The following is a 20,978-nucleotide window of genomic DNA, read 5'->3' as shown; positions in this document are numbered from 1 at the left end:
GCGCGGCGGCCTCGGCGGCGGGCGTCCCGGCGCGTGCGCGCAGGACCCACGCGTCGATCGTGCGCTGCGGGCCCGCGCTCACGGCGAGCGCCCCCGGCGGGACGTCGCGCCGGATGACGCTGCCCGCCCCGGTGTACGCGCCGTCGCCGACCGTGACCGGCGCGACGAACATGTTGTCCGAGCCGGTGCGGGCGTACGAGCCGATCGTCGTGCGGTGCTTGTTCACGCCGTCGTAGTTCACGAAGACGCTCGCGGCACCGATGTTCGTCTCGACGCCGATCGTCGCGTCACCGACGTACGACAGGTGCGGGACCTTCGAGCCCTCGCCGATCTGCGCGTTCTTGGTCTCGACGAACGTGCCGATCTTGCCGCGGTCGCCCAGGTCCGTGCCGGGCCGCAGGTAGGCGAACGGCCCCACCGTGGCACCCGCGCCGACGACCGCGCCGGAGCCGTGCGTGCGCACGACGCTCGCGCCCGCGCCGACCGTGACGTCCGTGAGCGTCGTGTCGGGGCCGACGGTCGCGCCCTCGCCGACGGACGTGGCGCCGTGCAGCTGGGTGCCGGGCAGGAGCGTCACGTCGCGCGCGAGCTCGACGTCGACGTCGACCCACGTGGTCGCCGGGTCGACGACCGTGACGCCCTCACGCATCCAGTCCTCGAGCAGCCTGCGGTTGAGCTCCGCACGCAGCGCCGCGAGCTGGACGCGGTCGTTGACGCCCTCGACCAGCAGCGGGTCGTCCGTGCGCAGCGCGCGCACGCGCCCGCCGTCGGCCCGCGCGATCGCGAGCACGTCGGTCAGGTAGACCTCGCCCTGCGCGTTGTCGCGGCCCAGCCGGCCGAGCGCCGAGCGGAGCACGCTCGAGTCGAAGACGTAGACCGACGAGTTGATCTCGCGGATCCCGCGCTGCGACTCGTCGGCGTCCTTCTCCTCGACGATCCCGAGCACGTCGGCCGTGCCCGCCTCGCGCAGGATGCGGCCGTAGCCCGTCGGGTCGTCGACCTCGGTCGTGAGCACCGTCACGGCGTTGGCGTCCGCGACGTGCGCGGCGAGCAGCTCCGCGAGCGTGTCGCCGTCGAGCAGCGGGACGTCGCCCGCGAGCACGACGACGGCGCCCTCGACCTGCAGGCCCGCGGCGCTGCCGCTGCTGCCGGGGCAGTCGACCGCGGCGGCCTGCTCGGCCTGGGCCGCGGCGTCGAGGACCGACAGCGCGCACTGCACCGCGCGGCCCGTCCCCGGGATCGCGTCCTGGTCGGCGAGCAGGACCGTGGGGTCGAGCTCGCGGGCGTGCGCGGCGACGCGCTCCCGTTCGTGGCGGACGACGACGGTCACCCGCGCCGGCTCGAGCCGGCGGGCCGCAGCGAGCGCGTGCCCGAGCAGGCTCCGGCCGGCGATCGTGTGCAGGACCTTGGGTGTCGCCGAGCGCATCCGGGTGCCCTCACCTGCGGCGAGGACGACGACGGCGGCTGGGCGGGGGGTGGTCACCTGTGGGTGCTCCTCGCGGACTGCCCGAAGGCTCGGGCGGCGGATCTGGCGCGAGTGCACTCTACCGCCGCGCGGAGGGCCCCCCGCGCCGTCCGCTGCCGACCACGGGTCGTGCGGGGGTCGGACGGGCGATCGCGGTGCCGGGTCGACCGGGTTCGTCCTGCTTCGTCCGCAGGCCCTTCCGGGTGTCGCGGCGCGGGTCAGGTGCGCGGCTCGTCGCGCGGCGCCCGCGTGGCTCGTCGCGCGGCGCCGACGCGGACCGCTCCGCGCGCGCCGACGGGCGCTCGTGCTGAATGCTTCGCGTTGCCTGGTGGGGAGGCGGCTTGCAATCGCCTTCCATTCTGATCCTGTCAGGTCTCCAACGTACTGAGCGGCTCCGAACGCGAGCCTGTCCAAGGCGCCGTCCTGACCTGCGTCGTTGTCGGATCGAGCGTCGACGGATGGCCCGGGTGCACCTCCGGGCCTGCCACGGGCCGTCGTCAGATCTCCAACGTCAGGGGTTGCGGTGACGTTCGTCGGCGATCTGCTGGTTGCGCTGGCGGGCGGCGGCGAGCCTTGGGGTGTGAGGCAGGTTGTGGACGCTGTTGCCGGGCTTGGCGTTGATCGCTTCGAGCTCGCCGATGGAGAGGAGTGCGACGACGATCGCGACGGCGACGGAGACCCGCGCGCGGCCCATCATCACGATGGAGTCCCGGCTGAAAGATCCCATGTCTCGTCGCTTCATGTACCCGTGGGGGCGTTCGTTCGCGGAGCGGATGTTCATCATGTGATCGGCGTGCTCGAAGGACCCGTGAAGCATCTGGTCAAGATTCTTCAGGAACGTCACCGGGACCGTCACGGACGAATACGTAGACTGGCACGTCCGCGGCAGATGCTCCACGTCCTCCTTGTCTGGCGCGTCGTACGCGTACGGGAGTCGGGCAGTCGGGTCCTCCAGTTCGTTAACGATCGGGCAGTCGCACTGTCGAGCGCTTGCGGGACACACCAGAGAGATCACCGCTCGGGCCGGATGTTTCGACGTTGCAGGAAGGAGCCGCGGCTTGCCGTTCGTCGGCATGATGAACGGGCGGATCGCGTCAATGATGTCCTGGCGTTCTCGGAGTTGGGCCGGGGTGGCGTTGTCAGGATCGATTGGTTCGAGGTTGCGGTGCTTTAGAAGTTTGATCGCGGCCGGGCATGCGAACTTCGCTCCGATGAGCAACGGCCCCTCGGGGCGGATGAAGCCCTTGCTCGGGGCTGGCTGCTCGTTGGAGGACACCACCTGGTACCCCACGTCAAGCATCGCAGCCGCGAACAACAGCTTCTCTGAATATCCGCGGTCGGTGTAGATGCGTCCAGGGCGCCCGGGCGTCGGGCCGAAACCGTTCGCTATGTGCATGCGGACCGCCGCTACGGCCGCTTGAACGTCCGATTCTTTTTTGGCAGGTCGTGCTCGCATGCCTGTGACGACGTTCGGGACCCGCCGTTCGTACGGCATCGTTGCCATCTGCGTGAAGACGAACATGTGCACGTACTTGGAGTACTCGTGCTTCTTGTCGTGTCGCCACGCCGCTTCGGGGTCTGCTCCTCCGAGCTTGTCCTGGCGTGTTCCCGTCCCTTCGATTCGCGCCCAGGAGTCGAACCATGTCTCGTCCAACTGTGCGTGCCCGCGGTAAAACTCAGGGCGGGCCCCTTCACAACCGGCCTTGATGATGAGGGTGTGCACCTGGGTGAGGTTCGTTTCACGCTGGTCCAGTTCGGCGCGGCGCTCCTTCGTCAACGTCGCCAGTCGTCTCGTCCGCACGCGATTCGGCTCCCTCATCATGCGACGGTGAGGTGACGTGTCGATCGGCGCGAACATCAGGTCGTACTGATGCTGTAGGCGTTCATACTCGTTCGAGCGGAAACCCGGGACGCTCATGAGCGCGCGTTCGCTGTCTTGGATCTGGTCGACCATGCCGACGTTCGCGAGCTGGTCGGGTGTGAGGTGCCAGATGACGTGCAACATGTTCGCGAGCGTGAGTTGCCTTCCGTCCGCGAGGCACATGATCTCGGCGGCGAGCATCGCCCGGATCGTGTAGGTACGGCGCCGCGGGCGACCCGGTCCGCGCGTGCCCGGTTGCGTCTTCGGGTGTCGAAGCGCGACGAGCTCCTCTATATAGAGGTCGAGCTGTGACCGGTCGAGGATGAGCACTGCGAGGCGGAACGCTTCCTCATGCCAGGTCTCGGCGACCCACTTCGCGAGTCGCTTGACCATCACTGGTCACGGTCCGCGAACGGTGCCGGGGGCACGGACGTCAACATCTGGAACGACTCGAGCGCAGACACCTGCTCCATCCCGCCGAGGATGTCGGTGACCGTCTTGCTGCTAGGGGCGAGCTGCATGGACGTCAGCACCGCCATGACCGGCGTGACCTTGATCGCTCGAGCGAACCAGTTGTCGGCTGCACGTTGGATACGGAAGCGCCCGAGCGACGGCTCCACAGCGTGCATGTGTTCGATGACGTCCTCGAAGGCCCACGAGCGGGCGCGACCATCACAGACAAGGAACCCGTCCGGTCCGACGAGCGTCGCGGCCTCCAGCAACCGCTCCCCCGGTGCACCTGGGACGGGCCGGTTCACGGTCGGGTCGTCCTTGTGGAAGCCGACGAGGGTGACCGCGACGAGACCGCGGTCACGGCGGACGTCACGACCTTGCACCGCGCGTGCCTGCTTCGGTCGCGCACCTGCCCCGTAGCCGAGATCAAGAAGCGTCAGTGCTTCACGTCGCCATGGGACGGGCAGCCGGGACGCCGCGGTGTACTGCCGTGCGGCGAGATCGTCGGGGTAGCCCTTCAGTCGCTTCGGCCGGCTGTGCGTCCTCTCGAAGCCGGTGTATCCAGACAACCGGTACGTTCGCGCGATCTTCCGTACCGCGGATGCGATACGGCTCGCCTGGTGTTCAGAAACCTTGGGGCCCTCGACCTCCAAGAAGTGAGCGACTGCACGCGAGTCGAACACTTCCCGCATCACTAGCGGCTGACCCTGACGGATCGTTGGTGCGAGGAGTACCGCAAAGAACGGCAGTACCCGCTTCACCGCGTCAGCGGACAGGTCGGTCCCGAGGAACACGGGCAGGAGGAACTCCCGGAACGGGGCCATCTGTGGTGGGGACAGTCGCCGCGAGGTGTAACGGGAGACCACCAGGGTGACCTGCTTGTCGCGGGTGTCCGCTGCCGCTCGCTCCTGCTCTTTGACGACGACGCGTTGCGCGGAGTCCTGGTGACGGACGTCGCGGTGACGGTCGTAGCTCGCCCGGCGTTGCCCGCGTGCCATCAGAGCCACCGCCGACCGATGGATGACCTCGACGGTGCCACGACGGGCATCTCGATGCGCAACAAGTCAGGGTTCGCTCGCACGGCTCGCGCTATCGACCGCCCCAACGCGTCGACGCTCTCGCGTTCGTGTGTGCAGTTCTCCGCAACACGACGACGCACATCGACCGTGATGTAGGTGTCCATGCCGACGAACACGAGGTCGTCCGGATCCAGCCGGTCGAACAGCAGCGACACGACGTACCCGGCATCGAAGCGGGCGACCTTGCTGCTGCTCGACTCGGTGGAGTACACGAACGCAGCCGCTGCGATCGACCCGACCGTGTACGGGTTCACGTGATCCGCTGAACTTGATTGAGCGAGTGCTCTTTCTGTCCGCCGGCAAAACGTGATGAGTGACCGGTCGATCACCGCGGCCTGGAACGCCTTCCTGCACAACCCCTGACTGGCGCCGGTTCCTGGCATGGCGCTTACCTGCCGGGACGTCGGCGCGCCGAGGGCCCAGCCGCCCGCAGGTGCGGACGACTGCCGGGGCGATGTCCCCGCCGGCGGGACCGCATGCGATCCCGCCTCTGCCTTGAGTGGCGGGGAACTGCGCGGATGCCGCAGTCGTCAGCGAAGGCGAGAACGGTGCGCAACCAGACGGGGCTGCGCACGACGTCGGCGTCGTTGGTGCCGGCTGCGCGGACGACCTTCACGGTGCGTGTCGCAACGATGGGAGCTGATGGCCGGTCGGAGCGGCCCTCGGGGCGCGTCGCGCTCACCGTGGTGCTCGCGTCGTGAGGACTCGAGCGCGGCGTGTAGCGCGCTCTTGCTCAGTTGGATCGATGTGGGTGGGCGCTGCGAAGATCTCCATGCCGACTCCTAGTGGTTCCTAGCCCTGAGGAGGAGGTAGAGGAGAGGGCCTGGCCGCCCTCGTCCTCAGTCGACCCTTCCCGACCCTCGGGGAGGGTCGACGCATGTCAGCTGACCTTCGAGACGGTACTCCCTTACGCGCAAACATCAAGGGCCACGGGAGGGCCGCCGAGCGCGTTGTAGGAACTCTACAAGCCTCTGGGCCCCTCAGATGGAATGGCGCTGCGACAGTCAACTAGCACGTCAGCGTGCTATTGGGCTGTGGCTGGCGCCGTCTATACGGAACCAGTCATCACCGACTGCGACCGTCGCGCGAACGCACGGCGAACCCGCAGCATCTCGCGATATCGACAAGATGCTTCCGCCCGATCACACGTCGCACAGGTGCTATACATGGCCCCATGACGGACAGAGCCCCCCGTGAATACTTCGACCCAGAAGAGTGGCCTCACGGCACACCACACGAGGGGACTCCGCTCGAGGTGCTGTACGCCGCGGAACTCGCCAACTACGTGCGCCGCCTCGCGTGGGAGCGCGCAGGCACACTGCACGCCGGACTCCGCAAGCTCGCCGAGGAGACCGGGTTGAACCACTCGACCCTCCGGTTCGTGGCTGACGGCGAGCGGTGGACCACCCTGCGGCTGGTCGCCCAGCTCGAAGTTCGCACCGGCGACCGCGCCACCGGCTGGGACCTCGTCATCGGACGGGTGATGCGCGGGACTTCCGCACATCCCGCGCAGAGACCGGCGAGGGACAACCGGTCAGCAGTGCGGACCGAACCCGATCGCAACGAGGAGTGATACGCGGGCAGCGCGCTGCCCGGCCGTGGACTGCCCCATCGCGAGGACACAACAACGGAACGACCTGCCCCGCGCAGCGGGCCGGGACAGACCTTCGGGTCAGCGCTGCGGGGTAACGGTCTACGTTGAGCGGAGCCTCAGCGGGCGTTGATCGTCGTCGTGGCCCACTCCAGCAGCAGGAACGGGTCGGCGGCGACGGACCGGAGTAGGCCGAGCGCGCTCCGGATCGTTTGGACCGCCTGCAGCAGGGAGTCCGCCTCACCGCGGTGCCGCTCCAACGGGTCCACCAGCTCCCGCAACGGGTTGCTGTGGACGCTCGCGTCGAGGATGTCGGGCACGGTGTCGATGAGCCACACCGGGCCGTCGAAGGTGTAGGTGTTCTCGTGCGGGAACCGGCGCAGGACGGCGTAGATCTCCCGGCCGGTCACGGAGATGCGCCACTCGGACTGGACCGTGGGATCGGCGGCGTCGGGCGCGAGCAGGAATCCGTTCGCGACGTCCCAGCCGGCAAGGTCGCCGGGGATGTCGAACCCGCGCGACTGGCGCATCGGATTCTCCGTCACGAACTCGTGCGTGTCGCGATAGACCCGCACACCCTGGGGTGCGGCCGTGAAGTACCGCTCGCCATTCATGGCCACAGCCAACCACGAGCCGGCGACCCGGGCAGCGGCCAGACCAGCCACGACACGGCCGCGGGTGGAGCAGCCCTCGAGGTACACAAGCGGCGTACCGTGCGCCCATGCACTTCGGACCCCGACCGGCGTACAACGGCGCCGGCGAGCAGATCCAGGACGTCCTGGTCGTCAACACCCTCGGGGGCATCGCCCCGCACCTGTCGTGGGCGTCCTCGACGTCGACCAAGACCTTCTGCGGCCTGGCCCCCGACCGGGTCAGCCGGACGTGGTTCGAGCTCGCCGGCTGCGCCAAGTGCCAAGCAGCAGCCAAGCGCAAGGGCGTCGCGCGGGTCACCGACGTCGACGGCCACCTGATCGACCTCTGAGCGCCCGTGCACTCCCCCGCATCCAGGGTTGAGCGCGCGGCTCGCCCCAACCGCGCCGGTCGGTGCACCCTCTTACGCATGGCCATCACTCGCCGCACCGCCCGGTTCATCGAGCTGGCGACCGAAGTCGAGGCGGTCCTGGCCGAGCAGGGACTGCGCGCCGACGGCGCGGTCATCGACCGGTTGCTGAACGAGCGCGCGGAGTACGTCGCCAGCCTCCTGGGAGTCCCCCCACACACCGCGCTGCGCTCGGCACCCGAGCACCTCCCGCAGCTGATCGCGGCCGAGATCATCAGCAACGGGCTCGCGCGGGCGATGCACGCCGACGTCATCGACCTGACCGAGCGACGACGACGTCGGCAGCAGACCGACCGGTACTACCGCCCGCCGCCCGCCCCGGCCTGACGCTCACCGCGGCCCGCGCCGAGCCGCCTCGAGCAGCTGCACCAGACGGGCGGTGCGCTCGTCGGAGTCGAGCACCCACCGCGCGCCGCGGGCGGCGGACTTAAGCATCTGCCTCACGGCGGGGGCGGCAACGAGAACGACCACTCCGGCGCCCGTCGGGGCATCGGGCGGCAGGAGGGGCAGGAGCTGGGACAGCACGGTCATGTTCGGTCCTCGCGTCGGCGATACGCGTCATATGTGCGGCAGCCCCAGGGGGTGCACGTGAGGCATCGACCAAGGGCGCAAACAAGAGCGCGCCCCCGTGCCGAGCCCCCTCGTCGAGCGGCATCGGGGGGATGATGGACGGTCGGCAAGTTCTGTGTCGCGCCCTCGTCCCTGGGCGGGGGTGGAGTGGGCCGGGATGCCTGATGCGGCTCACGCTCTGCCACGTCGTTGACGTCGACGGGGCTTCGGCTCTAGGTCTCCCGAACTTCGAGGTGGCGGCGCAGCGAGGCGCGCGAGACACCCAGGGCGCGGGCGACGCCGGCTACGCTCGCCCGGGCCGGCGCAGCAACTCGTCGGCGGCCGTCCGCTTGTCCGCGGTCATCACCGTGGGCCGGCCACCTGTCCGGCCACGCGCCCGGGCAGCGGCCAGGCCGGCCACGGTGCGCCCGCGGATGAGGTCACGCTCGAACTCGGCAAGGGCCGCGAAGACGTGCAGCATCAACCGACCATTGGCGGTCGTGGTGTCGATCGCCTCCGTCAGTGACCGGAACCCGATCCCCCGGCCGTCGAGCTCGGCCACCGCGGCCACCAGGTGGGCCACGGACCGGCCCAGGCGGTCCAGGCGCCACACGACCAGGGTGTCCCCGGTCAGGCGTAGTCCAGGAGTTCGTCGAGCTGCGGCCGCGACGCGGCCGCGCCCTTGCGTGGTCGATCCATGTCCGGTCACACCCGGCAGCGGCAAGGGCATCGGTCTGGAGGTCATGGTTCTGCATGTCAGTCGAGACCCGCGCGTAGCCGAGGAGCGCCATGGCCGTGACCGTACGGAACTCGTCGCTGCCCGGTCAGCGGCCACACCGGTTCCGGCCACGACTTTCAGCCGCTTGCGTCCGGGCGTGTCACACGGCCGCTGGCCCCGCTGGATTCGGTCGGCCGCTGGCGTCTGTCGTGGTTCGACAACGAGCCCGGAAGCGTTCGCTGGTGAGGTTGCCTCGGCGACGCGCTCAGTGCCCGTAGCGCACCACCTGTCTCGCGCGGTTGCTCGACGCCGTGCATGGCCGGCGGCCGCGGTGAGTGCCCGTGTCAGCCAGCAGGGCTCCGACGCGACTTAACCGCCGCCGATCAGGCCACGCCGGGGAGAGCCGGCGAAGGGCGGGCGCTCCGGCGAGAGCGAGCACTCGCGACGCCGAAGGTCAAGAGTCCCACTGCTTCTGCACGATGACCGGCCACGCCTTCATCTACAAGCCCGGCCGGATTTATCCTTCTACAGGCATTTTGCCCCCCTTGCGACTCTCGTGGCGAGCGACTTACCGTCGTGTGGCCGCGTGAGGGATTACAAGTCCGAAGCGGGCCATCAGGGGAGATCCAGAGAAGAGAGTTGCAATGTCGCGCTCCAGATTTGGCATTATTTGTGCTGCTCTCGTAGCCGCATCCATGATCACGGTGACGCCTGCAACGGCTTCGCCGAAGGCAGCCACCACCGCGCCGACCACCTGCGAGCAGTTTGCGGCCACCGAGCCAGCAGGCGACTGGGCGTGCTTCAACGGGACCGTGACGCGTTACGAGGTTGCCGGCGATCGCCTCGAGGTCTCCGACGTCGACGAGCTCGCTGCTGCGCCGTCCTCTTCCAGACTTGGGTCCAGCGGGGATGCATCGACGCAGGCCATCGCCAGCGAGTACCTGTCCAACGTCACCGAACCGATCTTTGCGAGCATCGCTGGCACGAGCTACAACGTGCCCGTCACGGTCCGAACGTCTTTGTACAACCACTCGGCCGACGTCAAGATGAGCTACACCTCCTCGCCGGCCGTGTCGCTGATCTGGTCACTGCGCATCAGACGAGACAACCGACCGCTCCAGGCCGACGACACCGTGTTCAGCTACCCGTTCGCGTTCGGCAGTTCCTACGCGTCATCGAACTTCTCGGTCACTGAAGGCCGCTACGGCGACGGGTACAACCAGCTCCCGTATGACGGTAAGCGCTACTTCTTCGACCTCTACAGCCTGCGCATGTCGGCGAGTGGGCGCGTGATCAACATCGCGGGCACAGTCCAGAGCGACAGGATGACCTGCTACAAGACGGTGTCCTGCAAGTTCAACTGACGGACGCCGGGCGTGGCTGGCTCGGAGGTCAGCCACGCCCGGCGCGAAGGAGATGTTGTGCAAGCCGCTGAACTGGTGTCCGAGCTGCTCTCGGCAACCCCGCATGACCTCACCGGACGGTTCGAGACGTCCTTCCACACAGGGAGCCCAGTCGAGACTGGCGCCTTCGCCTTCCGAGATCGGGACCACTGGTTCGTGGCGGTCGACGGCGGTCCCACCATCCTTTCGACCCCGCGATCGAGCACGACCACAGTGGGCAAATCCACGGAGTCGGGACCTCCGATGCGCCACCTTCCCTCCCGCGCACCCTGGGACCTGATCGTTCCCTCCACCGCCCGCATCTTCGGACGGCCAGATGACGACTGGATGGTTGTGGGAGCACAGCCGAGCGACCACGGCTTGATTGAACTCAAGTTGGCGCGAACCGATGGCGACGAGCGCGCAACGGCACTCGCGGACCAGCGATGCGGCGTCCTCCTCGCCATCAGCACACCCTCCTTCCACCAGTCCGCTGTGGTCGACAGCGAACCGAATCAGGATCTCCTAGCGAAGCTCGCGTGAGTCTGGCTCGTCGAGGCCGACGATCAAGTCCGTGCTGCTTTCGAGGAAGGACACATCGGCGCTGACGCTGGCCTCGGTAGCGGCGTGAGGGAAGCGGCGAGCCGATCGCATCGAGGACTGGCTCGCGGCACTGTTACTCGAGTGACAACAGCAGGCGGCAGCCGCGCCGACGAACTCGCCCCATGGCTCCGGTCCTTGCCCTTGAGGGAGCAGGTGCTCATCACCGGAACCGCGCTGCTCTTCGAGCAGATCGCCGAACGACGCCACGACCTGCCGTACCCCCTCGACACCGCCCGCATCCTTGAAGCGCCCACCCCGGCCAACGCCGCAGCGGCCGCTCGGGACATCGAGCAGCGCTACGCGGGCCTCCTGGCCGCGCCTGGGCCCGACGGTGTCGACGAGCACTGGCGCATCAGCAACATGGCAGGTCTCGTCGCCGGGATCATCGACTCGCTGTCCGCGCGCTGACCACGCGTGATGATGGACCTCCCGGGGCTGGCACCCGACACGAGCGTCGGAGACTGAGTGGAATCTCTGCACGCGTGGGCGGAGCGTTGGAGCGACCTGGGGGGCATGCTCGCTGCGCTCGGAACGCTGCTCGCTGTTGTGGTGTCGATCTGGCTAGCGGTGCGTGAGGCGGGCTCACGCAAGCACCTTGTTCACCTTCAGCCTGTGTCGGAGCGACGACCCGGACCGTCGCGAGCGTCCGTCGCGGCGCAAGAACGACCGTCAGTTCAACCGGGCACGGACGGGCATCACGACGGGTCATTACCGCGAACCCATTCGCTGGCGAGCACGTTGAGGACCTGTTCGGTGAGGTCGTCCAACACGCACCTCGGCAGCGGTGAGCCCCGTTCGGCAGCGAAGTCCGCCAACGTCTCCCAAACCGTTTGCGCGAGCTGATCTAGACGACCGTCCCCCGTCGGCGTGGGGTCGTTCATGTGTGCTTCCTTCCACATGTGGTCCGCCGGGCAGCTCGATCACCACCCCGCTCCTTCTTCCACACCGGCACCGAGGCGGTCTGGCTCTTCGCATGCAGAGTCGTGGTATGCCGGGCACGTGATGCGGGCGGTGTCTGTGGTTAATGGGAGCTTGGAGCGCCACGGCAGGCGCTCCCCTCACGACGCGTAGGTCCGCTGATCTCGTTCCTTGCCGTGGATGAAGTCGCAGGCCGGCCCGGGGGCAGGTGCGGGAGATGCTCGTGAGCCACTGGCCTTCTCCTGACTTGGGCGGCGTAGTCATCGTTGCTAGGTCTGCTACCTGATCGTCGCGCTGCGAGCGTCTCCCGGTGAGCACACGATGGGCACAGGTCAACGTAGTCCGAGGAAGGCCGCGCGATGGACGAACTGTGGCAGGTCACGATTGAGGAGGGTGACCAGCCGTGCGCCGTGCTGGTCGACCCGGCTGTCGACCGGTTCGGGGTGCTGGCGCGCCGGTCGCTGGTGGGGTTGTCCACCGTGCGGGTCGAGCTCGTCGGTGAGGACACCGCCGCGGGTGAGGGCCCTGCAGTGCGGGTCGTGCGCGAGGGACACGCATTGGGACTTCTGCCTCCGTACTGGGCGCGCACCGTCCGAACCGTGCTGGTGGCTGCCGAACAGGCCGGTCAGGTCGTGGTCGCTCGCGGCGTCGTGGGTCTTAGTTCGGGGCAGCACGACCTGCACGTAATGCTGCCCTGGCCTGGCACAGACTGACGACCCGCCGCCGGCAGCCCCGCGTCCGCCTCGGGACGCAAGTCACCGTCGCGTCGGGGCGCCTATTCCGTACGCACCAGCGCTGCGACCCGCCGCGCTGGCCGCAAATGACCGATACCCGGCCGATGCCGGTCCCACGTGCAGCGCCTCATCGGCGGCGGGTGCTGGCTTTACCGCTCGCTGTCTCCGCAGACAACTCGACCCGGCCCGCACGGGTGTCCGCGCGGGCCGAGCCGTCTCAGAGAGTCCGCGTCGGGTCGCTTCCGCTGAGACGAGCCAACGCGACCGTGGTACCGAGCGTCAGCTCGACGTACACGACGGGGTTCCGCCCCTCGGCGTGCTGCTCGACCCACGCCCAGACCTCCTGCGTGTCGCGCGCGTTCTCAAGCCGCCATTCCGCCGCAGCGTTACCGTCCCAGAAATCCACCCGGTACGCCGGATGATCTGATTCCATCGTCGCGTAGCGAGGATCGACTGGTGATGCCCTCATCTTCTGACCCCCCGCCCAACCACGACGCGATCTAGCTTCCGACGTCGAACATGCCACCGTCCGAGCCTGTACCGTCCATGAGCAGGTCGACAGAGGTAGGCTCTGCCCGTCCGGGCGTCTCGCCCTCCTGGCGCCGCGCACATGAGGCAGGCCCTGGTGCGGACCAGGTATCGGCCTGGCGCGTGCCCTCATTCGTGAGGTGCCCACATGGCCTGCCAGAAGCGCCCGTACTCCACTCCGATCGTTGCGGCGCTCGCACTGAGCGCCATCCGCCGTCGGACCGCAGGGAGCGACCGCCGCCTGCCCGTCGACGTCCACCCCTGCGTCACGTGCCGCTGCTGGCACCTGACTTCCAAGCGCCATCGAGGGCGAGCCCGCTGGTGGGATGCGATCGTCGCGGCGCACGCGAACGCGTGAGCGGCCCCGGGTGCGGCGGCGTCACAGCGGAGTCCCCCACGGCGCGCAGTTGTCGACTCGAACAGCTCCCACTTCTGGCGGCAGCCTGTGGGCGACAGTCTGCGGGCGCCGGCTACGCGCCACGGTCTCGATGGTCATCACATGGGCCCACTTCCAGTTGACGTTGAGGTCAGGCTCGCGCGGGCCGCGCAACTACTCGCCGAGCTTGAACAGCTCTGCCTCGCCTACCTGATGAACACGAACAGGACGACCGATGTGACGCCACTGCCCGACCAGTGCGCATACCTCGTGCGTTCGCACGTCGATCCGCCGCCTGCAATCATCGGCGCCGTCTTCGGCGACTTGCTTAACAACTACCGCTCGATACTCGACTACATCGCACGCAACCTCGTCGTCACGGCTGGCCTCACGCCTATCGACGGAGGGCCGGGCTCGACGATGTTCCCGATCCAGAACACCCGACCTCGCAACGGCAGGGTCGACGTGCCGCCAGGGCTCCCCACGGAAGTCCGGGAAGCGGTCGACGGGCTTCAGCCGTACGCGACAACGAACGCGGACCGCGCGCACCCTCTCGCCGAGTTGTCCGAGCTGAACAACCGCGACAAGCACCGGCTGCTCAACGTTGCTGCTCTGAGCGAGGGCGGCAACGTTGTCTTCGTGCCTCGCGACGTCGTGGACCTCACCATCACGGAGGACATGCGCAGGTACCCCCTGAAGGTCATGCCCGGCAAGGACCAAGTCGTCACCGTGCACCCGGACGATCTCTTCCCGGACGCCCAGGCGCGAGGCACGTGGTCCGCTACCGTCGTGCTGGAGGAGGCCGACGGCGCCTGGAGCGGTCAGCTACTCGGGATCGGTCGTTGTCTGGGCCTGCACATCGCGGACGAAGTCATCCCGCGACTCTCGCCCTACATGAGCAGAGCAGACAGCCAGCCCGCTTTCCGGGCGATGGGCGTGCCGCACGTTGAACCCTGATCGCCGATGAGACCTCAGCGGCCGAAGCAGCCCGCCTGCAAGCGGACGACGTGCGCCGCATCTCGCCAGCAGGATCCAAGGCTGGGAGTGCGAGGGCACTTAGGTGAGCGCGCTGCGATGAGCACGAAGCATGCGCTTGCTCTAACGTCATCGCCGAAGACCGCCACGGTGCGCGCGGTCGGGAAGACGTGCGGGAGGAGCGGTCTGGGTGTCCCTCAAGAAGGAGCCACAGCTGGTCCGTCGCGGGGTCGGGTTCGACGTGAGCCACCTGCGCGATGCGAACCGGCCTACGTACGCAGTCTGCGGTGAAGGGTTTCCCTGGCGTTCGAAGTTGCTGCTCGTTGCTTCTGCGACAGAGGTGAACTGCGCGTCCTGCCGAGTCGTCATCAGCGACGCTGGCGCTGGCTCCGTCGCTGACGGCGCCTAACCTGCTTTCTCGTCAGGCGAGAGCGACCTGGAACCACACCCGCTTACCGCGGTCCGTGGGCTCACTCCCCCATCGGTGAGCGAGGCGCTGCACGAGTTGCATCCCTCGGCCGCCAACTTGCAGCTTGTGGGGGGCGAGGATGACGGGAGGAGCGGGGTTCTCATCGGTGACGGACACCTCCACCACATTGCCTGAGTAGTGCATCGACAGCTCAATCGAGCCCGTGACCTGGCCGTACTTGATGGCGTTCGTCACCACTTCGCTGGTGAGCAGTTCGACGACGCGAGTTGCGCGTTCAGGAGCACCGTAGGCGCGGGTGAGTCGCACGCTCCAGCGGCGACTGAGGTGCGCGGAGCCAGGCGTGGCAGCGACCTGCATCATGCCTCCCGTCGTCCGTTGGTCCGTAGCGTCTACCTTGCAGGAGGTGACGCGCCCGCGCCTGGTGAGTGAATGTTCACCGGCCCTCCGGGGCAGACAGCTCGCGGCGCGCGCCCTGCCGGCGCCGTCAGGCCGTCGTGCTCTGCGGGCCCGCGGGCACGACGACTAAGTGCGCCGCGATCCCGGTGATCTCGAGGAGGTCGCGAACGACGGGAGCGAGCTCAAGAGCAGCGACGGCGTTCGGCAGGCGCACGAGCCGTGCGAAGAAGCTGGCCCCCGTCGAGTCAATGAACGTCACCTCGCTCGCATCGACGGTCACCGGCATGGCGTGCTCTCGCACCCGCTGCACGGCCACGTCGAGGTCGTCAGACAGCACGGTGTCGATCTCGCCGCGAAGCTCGATCCGAACGCCACTCGGCGTTACGTGCACGTCCACAGCGCCGGGCAGTTCGCCCAACAGAAACAGCTCGCTACCTTCCATCGCCCGCGACTCGTTCCCTCAGCTCCTGCGTGGCCTGTTACCGGTCGGTACCCCAGCGCCCAGTGTCTAACACTCATTAAGCCTTTGACGCCTATTCGCCCTTCGGGCCGTAGTGTCGTGCCTCTCACCGGTGCCACCCGCTGCGACCGTCCCCGTCACTGAGCGTGGGCGGTCGACCGGGCGTTCGTCGTCGGCACCCTGCGTCCGTCGTGGCGGGCGCGCCGATCGGCCCAGGCCACCCCTTCCGCGGAGGGGCGACACACCGGGGCCAGTCTGCGGCGGACGCACGCGCGGGCGGGCGGCGCTGGGCGTGTCGAAAAACCGTACGAAGTTCGGCAGTCGCTGGCCCGTACGGCTCGTCCTCCCGCGTCGTCGACTGACGTTCTCGGGGCGCTGGACGCTGCTGCTCAGGAGACCGCGACTACCCGTGTCACGATCCCCGGATCCCCCATCGCCGGACACGGATCGAGCACGCCGCGCCAGTCAGCTCAGAAGGCGCCTTCGGCGATACCGCGGGCGAGCTCGGCGAGCTGCGCGTGCCGACGCGCGATCTCCTCATGGTGCCCTGCGATGGAACGCCAACCCGCTTGGAAGCGTTCAGGAGAGCTGAAGTCCAGCACCTGCATCTCCAGGGCGACGGCGTCACAGTGAAGTTGCTGCTCGTCGTGCAGCACTCGCAACTGGGTCATCTGGTCGCTCAACGCACTCAGCTGCTCTGCAGGCAGGCGGGAGAACCAGGGCAAGACATCTCGGGCAAGCGAGGGGTGGTCGTCGTCAGGCACTTGACCATTGAACACTGGTGAGATGGGTCAGGTTGGGACGTGACGGGCCGTCACTGCGCGGCCGCCGCCGCGGCACCGACTTCTAGCAGGCGCAGCAGCCGCGCAGAGATTTCGTCTGGCTCGAGCGGCGGCGGCGCCTGAGGATCAGGCTCGATGTGCGCGAGGACGAGGCTGGCCTGCGTAAGCACTGGGATCGACCACGGCGCGTCGCGCGACGCGCCGAAGGGTGCCACGCGCTGAGTTGAGTGCACGATCTGGGGGTCAGCGAGGGCCGCGATGACGAATCCCGCGGACGTGGCCGCGATCGAACGCGCGATGGCAGCCGCCCCGATGCGCCCCGCGCCGAGCGGCCCGGTGAGCCGCAGGCCGAGGAGCTCGCAGGCACCAGTGAGGATCACCGTGCCCCGTGCCACGGCTCGACGTTCGCTGAGCGCGAGCGCTTGAGCGAGCGCTTCGCGCATTTCGTCGGAGGGCACCCCAGCGAACGCGGCGCGCAGCGCCAGGTAGGTACGAAACTGTGGTGCGTCCAGCATGGCTTCCAAGTCGCTCTGGAACGACACACGCAGCAGATCGACGAACACGTCGTACCTGCCGGCGGGGCTGTTGAGGTCACGGGCACGGGCGCTGAGCAGCGCCGCCCCCTCGACCCCAATCCGCGCCCCCGCCTCGATGAGTTCTGCACCGCGAGCCAGCTCGAGGAGAACGTCGTCGAGGAACGCTTCCCGCGTCGGCCATCTCCGGTACGCGGAGGTGCGCGACACATCGGCTTGGCGGATCACGTCTTCGAGTTGGAGCCCGTCCAGCCCGACCGTCACTCCCTTGTGTGCGAGCAGCTGCAGCGCAGCTTCGAGCATGAGCCGCCCGGTCTCGGCGTCGCTCCGCCGAGGCCGACGCTTTCGTGTCGCTCGTAGCTCTTGTCCTCGGTCAGCCATACCTCTAGTCTCACCGACAGACTTGGAACTCCAAGTACCAATCGGAGGTTCGTATGCCGCTCGCGCTGTCGTGGTGGACCGTCCCGTGACCGGCGCACGCGTCAAGCCGTTGCATCGGATCAAGCGTTGGATGTACGCCGGAAACCGGCCCAACCGCCTCTCACGTGCCCTCAACGCCCTCAGTGCCTGGCAGTACGCGCACGGGATCCTGACGCTCGGCGGCCGTGGGGTGACGCTCGAGGTTCGTGGTCGCGTCTCGGGTCGCCTGGTCCGGCTGCCCCTGGTCCTCGTGCACATGGACGGCAACCGATACCTCGTGTCCATGCTTGGCACCGATGCCCAGTGGGTACGCAACCTTTACGCCGCGGATGGTCACGCCATCCTGCACTCACCGCGCCCGGAGCAGGTCCGCCTCGTCGACGTGCCGGTCGACGAGCGCGCGCCCGTCCTCAAGAGGTATCTGGCCCTGGCGCCCGGAGCTCGACCGCACGTTCCCGTCGATCGCCGGGCCCCTCTTGCTCGATTCACTCCCATCGCACCTGAGTTCCCTGTCTTTCGCGTCGACTCTGCGTGACGCCGACGACGAGCACCTACCGCCACGAGGGTCATTCCGGGGACGGCGGCACGGCAGGCAGGCGCGATCGCTGAAAGCGCGGCCTCGTCGTTGGAATCCCGCCCGCCCCCACCGGGCATTGGACGCGCCGGAGTGGTAGCCGCAGGCGGTCGGCGCAAGGAGCGATCGGTCGCGACTCCGGCTCCGATCGCCCGGACGAGCCGTGAACCGTGAACTAGCCGTAGTAGGGCGGTTTCGCGTGTTGCTCACGTTTGTCGTCAGCCGTTCGGGTTGCTCTTCCGCTGGGCGCTCACGCGCGGGCACGCGGGCCCGATCGGTCGGGTGGTCGACGGATCGACCATGGCGTACGCAGGAGGCGAATGCCCGTGAAGGGTCTGACACGGCGCGCGACCGGAGTTGCTTTGATCGCAGTGGCGCTACTGGCCGGCTTTGCCGTGCCCTCGAGTGGGCGGCTGAATGCGGTGAGTCGCCCCGCCGTGCTCGTTGACCGGTGCGCCGAGGCGCAGCTCGCGGTGTCCTACGAAGTGGCGTACGCGCCAGCACTCCACGGCTACGAGGTGAGCCGGATCCTTGTGCGCGGCATGCCAGCGCAGTGCTCGGGCCGTGAGATGCGCGTCACGTTGACGGCGTTCGACGGTCGAGAGCTCGCCGATGTGGCGACGCGACTGAACGATACGGGCGCTCACGTCTCGCAGCCGTTCGAGTCGCCGGTCTTGGCCGCTGATGTTGCAGAGGTGTCGGCGGTGGTGCGGGACTGATGCCGAACGTTAGAAGCAAGCGATGAGGTCAGCGTTGGTCCAGTACGCGCGACCGGTGATCCGGAACTCCTCGGGGTCCGTGACGCTGATCAGGTTGTCCCCGGCACCGTTAACGGTGCCGCGAACCGTGACCGTGCGTGGGCTGGTGGAGCATGAGGTGGCGCTGACCAGGTCGAGACTGTTGCTTGCGTCGTCCAGGGACCGGGCGACGAAGGGGAACTGGGTGGTGTCACTCAGGTCGATGGTGACTTGCCAGGCGACCGGTGTGGTCGACGATGTCGTCACACGGAACGACCGGTTGTAGGTCCACCCGATGAACGACTCGCTGCCGTCGGTTCCAGTCACGGTGCAGGTGACGCTCGGGTTGGCCGGGATGGTGCACGTGAGTCCCGGAGCACCGGTGGTCCACCGCGTCGCCAGACCCCACGTTGACGCGGTCATGGCCACACCGGAGACCTGCGTCACCGTATAGCTCGGGACGCTCAGCGTCGCGCGAGTCCCGGCCGTCGGCAGCGTCGCAGTGACATCCGCTGCCGTGAGCGCACCGGCGGCGGCGAACGGTCGCAACGTCACCGGGCGCCCCAGGCATGCTGGTGGGATCTCCGCCACCACCACCTGTGTGGACTTGCCTGCGACGACTGTGCCCGGCGTGACGGGGAGGGCCGCCGTTGCGCAACGATCGCTAATCGTGAAGGCCGCGAGCCGCCCAGCGTTGAGCGGGAGCGTCGCAGCATCGGCCCCTCGCAGCCCAATCATGGCCAGGACGAGGACGACGAACCCGCTCGCGAGTGTCAGCCGCTTCATGACTGTGCGGCACCCGTCGTGAGCAGCTCGCTACCGCGGGCGTCGGCGTCCTCGAGCTGATCTGGTTCCGCAACCTCGTCAGTGGCGTCACGGGCCGGCCATACCAGCAGCGCGGCGCCGAGGACGAGGATGGATGTCCAGGTCATCGGAGACAGCAGGATCGCGGCGACACTACCGGCGTGGGCGACGTGCAGGCGGGCGATGCCGAGGATCTCCTCGCCCCTGGGGGTCCACGGGTCGGTGAAGTCGTTGTTGTCGCCTTGCACGCGCCAACCGGCTTCCGCGGTGCCGCCGACGATCCGGTGAATCACGCGTGCGCCGTTCTCCGCGGCCGGCTGGTACACCACGACGTCACCAATCCCCGGCTGTCCGCAGCGGGAGATCACCAGGTCACCGGTGTAGTAGGTGGGCTCCATCGAGTGGCCGGAGACGATGGTGATCGTCGTGCATCCGCCGAGCGTCGAGGGCCACATGACCCACGCCAGGAGCCCGACTACGGCGATCAGGGCAAGGTCGCCAAGCACGCTCAGCGCCCGGCGCGGTTTGCCGGGCGCTGAGCGTGGTGCGATGCGAGCCAAGATGCGCGCTTCCGTATCTGCGGAGGGCGGGGTGTGCGGGGTGACGGCGGACGGTGCCCGGCGTGATGTCAGTCGGAGATGACGACGGCGAGCTTGACGACGTCCGAGGCGGAGATGCCCGCAGGAATCGACGCGAAGGTGGTGGTTCCGGTCGTCGCGGCGCCGGTGACCTCACCCAGGATCGCGTCGCTGGCACCGAGGAGGGTGACACGCACGGCCTTAGCGGCGCAGCCAGCATCGACGGACTTCAGGGCGACCGAGGCGACCTTGTAAGAGGGTGCCGGGGTGGCGGTGAAGGACGTGGTGAAGCTGGCGGTGATCGGGGTGGCAGTCGGCTGGCACGACGCGACGGTCGCGGTGTTGGCGGCCAGGGTGCTGCCGGAGAGGTTGAGCGTGGCTGCGGACGCCAGGGACAGGCCGGACACGCCGAGCACCGCCAGAGCCACGGCGGCGAACTTGCGGCGGTTCGAGGACTTCGTGGTGGCAGACATCAAGGCACTCCCGTGGATGGGTCGACGGATCGGTGGTGCGCCGACCGTTCATGCACGGGCGACTCAGGTGGAGCAATCGGGAGGAGCGAACGGGTGCTTGAGTGTTTAGGGGTTGTGATGTACGTCACAACGCAGGCGTCCGATCTTCCGTGTTTCGCCGCGGATGCGGTCCCGCACCTGGCCTAGCAAGCGGCGTCCGATCGCCGATGCTCGATCGTGTCCTGCGTTTGCAGTTGCCGGGCCACGTGTTAATCCACGGGACCGGCCTGCACAATCCGGGCCGATCGACCGAAACGGGTGACAGGCGAGAGCACGCACGCCGTCACGGCCCCGCCGACGCATGTGGCGACGGTCCGCCATTCCCGAGAGCTCACTCGGAGCCGTGCGCCGCCAGGACCGTCTCCAGGACCTCATCGGCGAAGGGGACTGCTGCAGGGCTGGTTGACACTCCATCTGTGGGACGAGGTCCCGCTGGAAGGATGTCGCTGTGCCCAAGAAG

General features: G+C 68.2%; 26 protein-coding genes. 10 read left to right on the top strand and 16 right to left on the bottom strand.

Features of this window, described 5'->3' with window-relative positions; translation table 11 throughout:
* The 4 genes from glmU to AB6N24_RS17930 form a co-directional block, all read right to left on the bottom strand.
* Nucleotides 1–1,483 (bottom strand): bifunctional UDP-N-acetylglucosamine diphosphorylase/glucosamine-1-phosphate N-acetyltransferase GlmU (gene glmU / locus AB6N24_RS17945; RefSeq protein ID WP_412870752.1); only part of this gene is annotated, 1,483 nt, incomplete at its 3' end.
* Nucleotides 1,484–1,976: 493 nt separating this feature from the next.
* Nucleotides 1,977–3,719, bottom strand: a complete 1,743-nt coding sequence (locus AB6N24_RS17940) for a hypothetical protein (protein ID WP_412870751.1) — start codon at nucleotides 3,717–3,719, stop codon at nucleotides 1,977–1,979.
* Complete coding sequence (locus tag AB6N24_RS17935) at nucleotides 3,719–4,786, bottom strand: hypothetical protein (RefSeq protein WP_412870750.1); 1,068 nt, start codon at nucleotides 4,784–4,786, stop codon at nucleotides 3,719–3,721. The genes AB6N24_RS17940 and AB6N24_RS17935 overlap by 1 nt, the downstream gene beginning before the upstream one ends.
* Nucleotides 4,777–5,112 (bottom strand): hypothetical protein, encoded by a 336-nt coding sequence (locus tag AB6N24_RS17930; protein WP_412870749.1) that lies wholly within the window; start codon nucleotides 5,110–5,112, stop codon nucleotides 4,777–4,779. The genes AB6N24_RS17935 and AB6N24_RS17930 overlap by 10 nt, the downstream gene beginning before the upstream one ends.
* A 1,001-nt stretch (nucleotides 5,113–6,113) precedes the next feature.
* Between AB6N24_RS17930 and AB6N24_RS17925 the strand changes: the two genes are divergently transcribed.
* A complete protein-coding gene (locus tag AB6N24_RS17925; RefSeq protein WP_412870748.1) occupies nucleotides 6,114–6,431 on the top strand; it encodes a hypothetical protein in 318 nt (105 codons plus the stop codon).
* A gap of 137 nt (nucleotides 6,432–6,568) precedes the next feature.
* Here the strand turns inward: AB6N24_RS17925 and AB6N24_RS17920 are convergent, their stop codons facing one another.
* Nucleotides 6,569–7,063 carry a hypothetical protein gene (locus AB6N24_RS17920; protein WP_412870747.1) on the bottom strand — a complete coding sequence of 165 codons (495 nt, stop codon included), beginning with the start codon at nucleotides 7,061–7,063 and terminating at the stop codon, nucleotides 6,569–6,571.
* A 107-nt stretch (nucleotides 7,064–7,170) separates the two neighbouring features.
* Between AB6N24_RS17920 and AB6N24_RS17915 the strand changes: the two genes are divergently transcribed.
* Together AB6N24_RS17915 and AB6N24_RS17910 are read left to right on the top strand one after the other, a co-directional pair.
* Nucleotides 7,171–7,431, top strand: a complete 261-nt coding sequence (locus tag AB6N24_RS17915; protein ID WP_412870746.1) for a hypothetical protein — start codon at nucleotides 7,171–7,173, stop codon at nucleotides 7,429–7,431.
* Nucleotides 7,432–7,509: 78 nt separating this feature from the next.
* A complete protein-coding gene (locus AB6N24_RS17910) occupies nucleotides 7,510–7,836 on the top strand; it encodes a hypothetical protein (RefSeq protein ID WP_412870745.1) in 327 nt (108 codons plus the stop codon).
* 3 nt (nucleotides 7,837–7,839) lie between these two features.
* Here AB6N24_RS17910 and AB6N24_RS17905 read toward each other — a convergent pair whose 3' ends face one another.
* Nucleotides 7,840–8,040 carry a hypothetical protein gene (locus tag AB6N24_RS17905; RefSeq protein ID WP_412870744.1) on the bottom strand — a complete coding sequence of 67 codons (201 nt, stop codon included), beginning with the start codon at nucleotides 8,038–8,040 and terminating at the stop codon, nucleotides 7,840–7,842.
* Nucleotides 8,041–8,362: 322 nt separating this feature from the next.
* Nucleotides 8,363–8,788 (bottom strand): recombinase family protein, encoded by a 426-nt coding sequence (locus AB6N24_RS17900; protein ID WP_489672062.1) that lies wholly within the window; start codon nucleotides 8,786–8,788, stop codon nucleotides 8,363–8,365.
* Between the two features lie 683 nt (nucleotides 8,789–9,471).
* Between AB6N24_RS17900 and AB6N24_RS17895 the strand changes: the two genes are divergently transcribed.
* The 3 genes from AB6N24_RS17895 (at nucleotide 9,472) to AB6N24_RS17885 (ending at nucleotide 11,169) form a co-directional block, all read left to right on the top strand.
* Entirely contained in the window at nucleotides 9,472–10,140 is a 669-nt protein-coding gene (locus AB6N24_RS17895; protein WP_412870743.1) for a hypothetical protein, read from the top strand.
* Between the two features lie 75 nt (nucleotides 10,141–10,215).
* On the top strand, nucleotides 10,216–10,701 hold the full coding sequence (locus tag AB6N24_RS17890) for a hypothetical protein (protein WP_412870742.1): 486 nt from the start codon (nucleotides 10,216–10,218) through the stop codon (nucleotides 10,699–10,701).
* 213 nt (nucleotides 10,702–10,914) lie between these two features.
* Complete coding sequence (locus AB6N24_RS17885; protein ID WP_412870741.1) at nucleotides 10,915–11,169, top strand: hypothetical protein; 255 nt, start codon at nucleotides 10,915–10,917, stop codon at nucleotides 11,167–11,169.
* Nucleotides 11,170–11,456: 287 nt separating this feature from the next.
* On the opposite strand, the gene AB6N24_RS17880 is transcribed toward AB6N24_RS17885, so the two are convergent.
* Nucleotides 11,457–11,642, bottom strand: a complete 186-nt coding sequence (locus AB6N24_RS17880) for a hypothetical protein (protein ID WP_412870740.1) — start codon at nucleotides 11,640–11,642, stop codon at nucleotides 11,457–11,459.
* A gap of 396 nt (nucleotides 11,643–12,038) precedes the next feature.
* On the opposite strand from AB6N24_RS17880, the gene AB6N24_RS17875 reads away from it, so the two are divergent.
* Nucleotides 12,039–12,392, top strand: a complete 354-nt coding sequence (locus AB6N24_RS17875; protein WP_412870739.1) for a hypothetical protein — start codon at nucleotides 12,039–12,041, stop codon at nucleotides 12,390–12,392.
* Nucleotides 12,393–12,630: 238 nt separating this feature from the next.
* Here AB6N24_RS17875 and AB6N24_RS17870 read toward each other — a convergent pair whose 3' ends face one another.
* On the bottom strand, nucleotides 12,631–12,819 hold the full coding sequence (locus AB6N24_RS17870; protein ID WP_412870738.1) for a hypothetical protein: 189 nt from the start codon (nucleotides 12,817–12,819) through the stop codon (nucleotides 12,631–12,633).
* A gap of 621 nt (nucleotides 12,820–13,440) precedes the next feature.
* On the opposite strand from AB6N24_RS17870, the gene AB6N24_RS17865 reads away from it, so the two are divergent.
* Entirely contained in the window at nucleotides 13,441–14,274 is an 834-nt protein-coding gene (locus AB6N24_RS17865; RefSeq protein WP_412870737.1) for a hypothetical protein, read from the top strand.
* Between the two features lie 439 nt (nucleotides 14,275–14,713).
* On the opposite strand, the gene AB6N24_RS17860 is transcribed toward AB6N24_RS17865, so the two are convergent.
* The 4 genes from AB6N24_RS17860 to AB6N24_RS17845 all read right to left on the bottom strand — a co-directional run bounded on the left by AB6N24_RS17860 (nucleotide 14,714) and on the right by AB6N24_RS17845 (nucleotide 17,196).
* Nucleotides 14,714–15,082 (bottom strand): ATP-binding protein, encoded by a 369-nt coding sequence (locus tag AB6N24_RS17860; RefSeq protein ID WP_412870736.1) that lies wholly within the window; start codon nucleotides 15,080–15,082, stop codon nucleotides 14,714–14,716.
* A 124-nt stretch (nucleotides 15,083–15,206) separates the two neighbouring features.
* On the bottom strand, nucleotides 15,207–15,560 hold the full coding sequence (locus AB6N24_RS17855; protein ID WP_412870735.1) for an STAS domain-containing protein: 354 nt from the start codon (nucleotides 15,558–15,560) through the stop codon (nucleotides 15,207–15,209).
* A 488-nt stretch (nucleotides 15,561–16,048) separates the two neighbouring features.
* Entirely contained in the window at nucleotides 16,049–16,342 is a 294-nt protein-coding gene (locus AB6N24_RS17850; protein WP_412870734.1) for a hypothetical protein, read from the bottom strand.
* A 50-nt stretch (nucleotides 16,343–16,392) separates the two neighbouring features.
* Nucleotides 16,393–17,196, bottom strand: coding sequence for a TetR/AcrR family transcriptional regulator (locus AB6N24_RS17845; protein WP_412870733.1), 804 nt, complete (start codon nucleotides 17,194–17,196; stop codon nucleotides 16,393–16,395).
* Nucleotides 17,197–17,359: 163 nt separating this feature from the next.
* On the opposite strand from AB6N24_RS17845, the gene AB6N24_RS17840 reads away from it, so the two are divergent.
* Together AB6N24_RS17840 and AB6N24_RS17835 are read left to right on the top strand one after the other, a co-directional pair.
* Nucleotides 17,360–17,848 (top strand): nitroreductase/quinone reductase family protein, encoded by a 489-nt coding sequence (locus AB6N24_RS17840; RefSeq protein WP_412870732.1) that lies wholly within the window; start codon nucleotides 17,360–17,362, stop codon nucleotides 17,846–17,848.
* Nucleotides 17,849–18,213: 365 nt separating this feature from the next.
* Nucleotides 18,214–18,606, top strand: a complete 393-nt coding sequence (locus AB6N24_RS17835) for a hypothetical protein (RefSeq protein WP_412870731.1) — start codon at nucleotides 18,214–18,216, stop codon at nucleotides 18,604–18,606.
* Nucleotides 18,607–18,615: 9 nt separating this feature from the next.
* On the opposite strand, the gene AB6N24_RS17830 is transcribed toward AB6N24_RS17835, so the two are convergent.
* From AB6N24_RS17830 to AB6N24_RS17820, 3 genes are all read right to left on the bottom strand, one after another.
* Entirely contained in the window at nucleotides 18,616–19,410 is a 795-nt protein-coding gene (locus AB6N24_RS17830; protein WP_412870730.1) for a hypothetical protein, read from the bottom strand.
* Complete coding sequence (locus tag AB6N24_RS17825; protein ID WP_412870729.1) at nucleotides 19,407–19,988, bottom strand: signal peptidase I; 582 nt, start codon at nucleotides 19,986–19,988, stop codon at nucleotides 19,407–19,409. The genes AB6N24_RS17830 and AB6N24_RS17825 overlap by 4 nt, the downstream gene beginning before the upstream one ends.
* 68 nt (nucleotides 19,989–20,056) lie before the next feature.
* Nucleotides 20,057–20,479, bottom strand: a complete 423-nt coding sequence (locus AB6N24_RS17820; protein ID WP_412870728.1) for a hypothetical protein — start codon at nucleotides 20,477–20,479, stop codon at nucleotides 20,057–20,059.
* Nucleotides 20,480–20,978: the final 499 nt, after the last annotated feature.

It is taken from the genome of Cellulomonas jepli (genome assembly GCF_047229345.1).
Taxonomy (GTDB): Bacteria; Actinomycetota; Actinomycetes; order Actinomycetales; family Cellulomonadaceae; genus Cellulomonas_A.
Note: the sequence above shows the minus strand (reverse complement) of the source record. Positions and strands in the feature narration are given on the sequence as shown.